The organism is Olivibacter ginsenosidimutans (assembly GCF_039542865.1).
GTDB lineage: Bacteria > Bacteroidota > Bacteroidia > Sphingobacteriales > Sphingobacteriaceae > Olivibacter > Olivibacter ginsenosidimutans.
In genome coordinates, this window is record NZ_BAABIQ010000031.1 from 84,772 (window position 1) to 90,922 (window position 6,151).

General features: G+C 40.7%; 3 protein-coding genes. All 3 read right to left on the reverse strand.

All coding sequences use genetic code 11. The features are described 5' to 3' along the window. Positions 1–25: 25 nt before the first annotated feature. The 3 genes from ABD930_RS10375 to ABD930_RS10385 all read right to left on the reverse strand — a co-directional run bounded on the left by ABD930_RS10375 (position 26) and on the right by ABD930_RS10385 (position 5,600). On the reverse strand, positions 26–3,328 hold the full coding sequence (locus ABD930_RS10375; RefSeq protein WP_345231643.1) for a SusC/RagA family TonB-linked outer membrane protein: 3,303 nt from the start codon (positions 3,326–3,328) through the stop codon (positions 26–28). A gap of 282 nt (positions 3,329–3,610) precedes the next feature. Next, complete coding sequence (locus ABD930_RS10380) at positions 3,611–4,759, reverse strand: FecR family protein (protein ID WP_345231644.1); 1,149 nt, start codon at positions 4,757–4,759, stop codon at positions 3,611–3,613. Between the two features lie 265 nt (positions 4,760–5,024). After that, positions 5,025–5,600: an RNA polymerase sigma factor gene (locus ABD930_RS10385; RefSeq protein WP_345231645.1), complete on the reverse strand. Its 576-nt coding sequence runs from the start codon at positions 5,598–5,600 to the stop codon at positions 5,025–5,027. Between the last annotated feature and the right edge of the window lie 551 nt (positions 5,601–6,151).

Sequence of the window (6,151 nt, forward strand, 5' to 3'; positions counted from 1 at the left end):
CATGGACATTTCATATAAACATTTCTTAAAAACTACAGTTGATACGGAACAGAAATTGCCGATTGTTCGGATATTTAAAATCAGAAACTCCTGGTGTTACATTGGCCGATGGGGTAATGGTCGTTTGCGGATCCTGCCCTAAAAAAGAAGTAAATGTGTACACATTATCGGCAGTCAGCGATAAGCTGATTGCCGCCATGTTGATTTGATTAACCCAATTTTTCGGCAAATCGTAGGAAAGGGCAACATTGCGGATGGTGAAATAAGCACCGCTAAACAAATACCGGCTTGATGTTTCGTTGGAATTAGCCGAATTTTGTGGACTAGGGTTGGTTGCTACATCACCAGGGCCTGTCCAAATGTGATAATCATCGGGCATATTGATCTGGTTATAATAGGGCTCATGGCCATCATTCATAACGAAGCGTAAATTATTGCTGTATATTTTGTTGCCCCATGAAAAAGCGGTATTGATGCGCAGACCGATATTTCCATAGTGAAAGGTATTATTGAAACCACCTTGCCAACTGGGCAAAGCCGAGCCCATTTCTTGAAGAGTGGCCTCAGCGTAATTGGCCGTTGCTTCACGAGAAGTGATGTTTCCCGCCTCATCGGTCAAAACTTTCTCCCATTGCGGAGCGCCGGTTTCCGTGTTTACACCTAACCATTTAGGCATATAGAATTCATATAGGTTACCATCATTACGATAAATTTGGGAGATACTCCAACTGCCCGTTTTGATAATTTGACTGGGCAGTTCTTTGAGTCGGTTTTGATTGACGTTTAGACTAAGGTCTGTAGCCCAAGAGAAATTTTCGTGTTCAATATTGGTTGCGCTAACACCCAATTCAATCCCTTTATTAACGACCTGTCCGGCGTTTTCCCAACGGGTTTCAAAACCGATGGATAAGGGTTGGGAGACCTGTAATAGCAAATCTTTCGTCACGTTATGGTAGGCATCAACAGTAACATTTAAGCGTTTGAACAATCCAACGTCTAAACCAGCATTGAATTGATGTTTGCTTTCCCAAGTGAGCAATGGATTAGCTAATTGATAAGGTATAGCAGCAGTTAAGGCATTGTATTGTCCCGTAAGGGAATAAAGCCCTAAGAAACGTGAGGCACCGATGTCTTGTGTGCCCGTAACGCCATAACTTAGCCTAACTTTGAATAAGTCTATGGCTGATATATCACGCATAAAATCTTCACGGTTCATTTGCCAAGCAGCTGATAGCGCAGGAAAGGATGCCCATTGGTTGCCTGGAGGAAAAGCCGAAGAACCGTCTAAGCGGTACGATGCAGAAAGATAATATTTCCCTAAATAGTCATAGTTAACTTGAGTGATTAGGGATTGAATGATCGACTTATCAAAATTGCCATTGACAAATTGATTGTTAGCTACCACATTAAGCACGCGCAATCTTTCCGGAAGACCTTTACCTCCGCCACCAGATACCTCGGTTCTTCCGTTTTCAATGGCTACGCCGGCCAATCCACTCAAGTGATGTTTGTTTAGATTGAGGTCGACATGAAAAAGATTATTGCTAATAACGCCATAGTTCAAAGTATTTAGTTCTTCTAGGTATCCGGTGCCATGGTAGGTGCCCGCTACATCGGGAGAATAGTAGTTGGTGGCCTTATCATATGATCCGGATACGCGACTGCTGCTGACAAACTTTAACCAGGAGGTAAACTGGTAGTTGAATACAAAATCGTAATGGATACCAATGCCTTTATAGGGATGATCTGAATGCTGGATGGTATGCACTGGATTCACCTTATCACGTGACCACCATTTGAAAGGCGAACTGCCGTCGACATATAAAGGGCTTCCATCTGCATTGTAAGGATTATCCCAGGGTAGGTTTAAGAAAGCGTAATACATATCCATATAGTCGTATCCTTTTCCAATTGAACCACTGATATTGATGTTATTGCTTACACTAATTTTCTTTGAAAAGGTATAGGTAGAATTGGCCCGCAGGTTTATCCGTTGGAAATCCGTATTTAGAAAAGTTCCTTTTTCCTTATAATAGGAAAGTGCTGCATAATAGTTGTTTTTTTCGGTCTGCCCTTTTGCCGAAACATAAAAGTTAAAAATAGGTGCTGGCGCAAACGATTCACCTACCCAATCATAGTTTTGTTGACGTAAAGATAGTGGGCGTTCGCTATAGAATTTGATGAGATCAATTTTGTACGAGTTATTAGACAAGCCAGGAATATAGTCTCTATAGAATTCTTTTTGGTATTCATAAAGTGCTTCTGCAGGCATCATATCCATCTTGCCGAAGTCGGCCGTGCGTACACCGCCGCTAGCGCTAGCTTCAAGCTGCGTACCAGTGTTAGTGCCTTTTTTGGTCGTTATGATCAGCACGCCAGCATTGGCTTGCGAACCATATAATGCCGTTGCAGCAGCATCTTTCAATACCGTAATATTAGCTACATCGTTAGGATCGTAAGCTCCACCAATAATACCATCAACGACTACCAAAGGTTCCTGAGACGCATTGACCGAAGACACACCCCTTAGTCGAATTTCTGGGGCAGATCCCGGAGCTCCCGAACTGTTGACAACTTGTAAGCCAGCAACCTTTCCCTGTAACATGGATCCTACGTTGTTAGCCGTAACGTCTAGTAATTTGTCTGTATTAATGACACTTACCGCACTGGTGAGATCACCTTGTTTAGCCGTACTGTAACCTACGTTGATGACGACTTCGCTTAAGAGCGAGGCATCTTCATGTAAGACAACGGTGAGGAACGTTTGATCTGTTAAAACCTGCTCGATGGATCGATAGCCAACCATGCTAAAGACCAGCGTAGTGCCTGATGGTACATGGGGTAAACTAAATTGCCCTTGATCATTCGTCGTAACCACCTGCGTTGTTCCTTTGAGGCGGATGGTTACCCCTTGGAGTGGGCGCTGCAGACTGTCGGTTACCAACCCCTTAATAGCAGATTGAGCTAGGGAATGATCCGTAATTTTCGGCACACGGGGCGATTTATCACTGAGTACAACCGTACGCTGCATAATCGTGAAGTCTAAGGGTTGATGCTCGAATAGTTGCTTTAATGTCTCTTCTACAGGCTGCTGGGATATGCTTAAGGTTACGGGTTTACTCTTGTGCAGTAGACGATCGTTGTATAGGAAATTATATCCCGACTGCTTGCGGATTGCCTGAATGACCGCGTGTAGCTTTTCTTGCTTCACATGGAGGGTAATGGTTTGGGAGAAACTCGATGCGCTGAGTTGCAGAAAAGCAAAAAGCACTAAAAATCCAGTGAGCTTCATACGTAAAATGTCTTTTTTTTCGAAATGTCTTTCCATAAGCCTTTTAAGGGTAATGGAACAATGAATACCAAACCATTTGAGGAAGCAAAAGATTTGGCGAAGTAAAGCTGATTGCATACTTTTACATGTTTGGTTAATTTTTCTAATACCGTGAATTAGGAATTTTATTAAACATCAGCCGTTTCCGGGGTGCAATCCGAAACGGCTTCTTATTTTTCTTAGAGACTGTTTAAATTTGTATGGTTAAATTTTAAACAAACTCTTAGGCTGGGTTTTAACTACTATTTATCATAATCAATATCTTTAGGGTTCATGAATTTATTCAGGATTGGTTAAAAAATGGACTTGAATATGGTTATCCGATAAGGTGAAGGAAACACCCCCGCCTTTTTCAAGCATAGCCAGCGCATCGCCCAGAGGTATACTCCTGGAAATATAACCTGTAAACGTTTCATGGTGTTCAGTTCCCGAATAACTTATCCTGACATTATACCAACGAGACAGCTGTTCCATAACTTCATGAATATCGGTGTTATCAAAAGCGAAACTACCCGATTTCCAAGCCAGCTCTTGATCGATATCGACGGTCTTGAGTTGCATTTGCCCATGTGCTGAAATGACTTGCTGTCTAGGTTTAACGAGTATATGCTCTTTGGCTGCTTGCCAACCGGTGCGGATTTTGCCACTTATTAACGTTGTTTTGACAAAGGTTTCTTCCGTATAAGCATGCACATTAAGTGTTGTTCCCAAAACCTCTACTAAAAAAGGAGCGCTGTCGTCTTGGTGGATGGCTATTTGAAACGGATGTGCAGCGGATTTATTCACTTCAAAATAAGCCTCGCCACGAAGTTCTACCATCCGATTAGTACTAAACTGTGTAGGAAAACGCAAACTTGAGTGGGTGTTAAGCCAAACTTTTGTGCCGTCCGAAAGTTGAACGGCGAAAGTAGCGCCTTTGGGTGTGGTAATGGTATGATAGGCGCTACCTTCGTTTTTGGTAAGGCCTTGGTGTGCGTCATAAACGAGGATACTACTATCTGCCTTACTAATGCTTAAGCCAGATTCTTGTGTGATCCGTTCGGGCTTATGCGCATCTAGTAAAATGCGCTTCCCATTGTCCAAGGTAAGGTAAGCTTGTTTTTGACCAGCAACTTTGGTTAAAATAGTTGTGGCATAGGTGGAGTCAGTCTTTATTTTATTAGGAAAGAACCACCAACTGCCAACACCAAGCAGGGCTATGATACTCGCTGCGGCATAATACCTCCAGTAGGTGCGTTTTTTCTGCTTTTTGTTGATATATTCATGTAAATAGGTATGGATAGCTGCTATAGCTTCTTCTTTTGCCATTTCATGGAAGGTGCCTGCCGGCTGCTCACGATAGTTGAGGTACCAGCTCTCCAGAAGGGCAAGTTCATCGGGAGTGCAACGCCCTTCTTCGTATTTTTTAAGTAGCACTGATGCGTCCATACTGCTAATGACTTAGTTTTAAAAATGGTTTATAGGGAAGACAGGAGAAAAGGAGTTAGGGCCTATAAAAATTTTAAATTTTTGAAAATTTTTTGAAAAATAGGATGGAGGTAACCTAACCGTTATTTAACAGGTGGTTGATTGCCGCTATTTGTAATCGTTATCATCTATGCATTGCGCGCACTATCTCAACGTTCGTTTAACATATCGCCTAGTAAACAAAAACCTTCTATTTAAATACGTCCATTCTGAGTTGTAGATTAAATTACTTCAGTAAATAGAGAAGAAAGAAAAATAAGCCAAATTTGGATCGAAGTTGTTTTAAAGCGGTATTCACTTGATTTTTAACTGTTTTCTCTGAAATGTGTAATTTTATAGCGATTTCTTTATGGCTTAGTTGTTGATTCCTGCTTAATCGGAAAATTTCTTGTGTTTTTTTGGGGAGCGACTGAAGTTCGTTTTCGATCAATTCATAGAGTTGTTTCTCCCGGGTTTTGTAATCCGTTGGTAGGGGATGTTGATCCAGAAATTCCTGAAGGGAGGCTAGGTGGAGGGTTTTTACCTTTCTATGGGCATAAATGTTTAAAATTTTATTGCGCAACGCCCGGTAAAGATAAGCAGGTAGATGATGTTCAATATGGATTTGATGTCGTTTATCCCAAAGGTTTACGAAGAGTTCTTGTACTACATCTTTTGCTTCTTCTACATCATTTAATTTGCTTAAAGCATGTTTGTAGAGCATATCACTATAACGTTCATAAAGAGCAGTATAGGCAACAGAATTATTTGCTACCACCAGTCGAAGTAGCTGCTGATCAGTATAGTCGCTATAGTGGTACATATCGCTGGGTTAGGTTATACAATGCATACGCCAAAATAATGCTTTTGAAAGACTTTCTAAAAAAAACAGCGCAAAATTTTTCATGTTTAGCATTTCATGTGATTTTTTTTCTTGATAAAAAGATAGATTCTCGCGGATAAATGAAAGATGCAACCGATTGCTTTGTTTTTTATAGTCCATGCTTTAAAATGGACTTAAATTTATGCATTTGATTATCCTAAAAGCAAAAATAACAACGGGTTAGCGTATAATAAATTTAATACTGCTTATGGACATGAGATGAATGAACGATTTTTTGATCGAATAAATTCAAATAACCCTCTTTTCTTTGGGAAAGTCTAAACAATAAACTTATCTGCACTGGTTTTGCCGTATAAAGTAATCGCTCATAGCTGCTTTACATCAGTATAGATAGTTGTGTGATATTAAGATAAAAGTTTAAAAGTAATCATTGTTGTCCGGTTAAATTCCCAATGTTCTTACAAAACATGCTTGGTTTCACTTGATCGCTGTTTTTCTGTTTAATGTCGATAGCATGGTCATGTCTGAAA

Excerpts from the sequence above, each read along its gene's own strand:
- ABD930_RS10385 (WP_345231645.1), bottom strand. The coding sequence starts at position 5,600 with ATGTACCACTATAGCGACTATACTGATCAGCAGCTACTTCGACTGGTG.
- ABD930_RS10380 (WP_345231644.1), bottom strand. The coding sequence starts at position 4,759 with ATGGACGCATCAGTGCTACTTAAAAAATACGAAGAAGGGCGTTGCACT.
- ABD930_RS10375 (WP_345231643.1), bottom strand. The coding sequence starts at position 3,328 with ATGGAAAGACATTTCGAAAAAAAAGACATTTTACGTATGAAGCTCACT.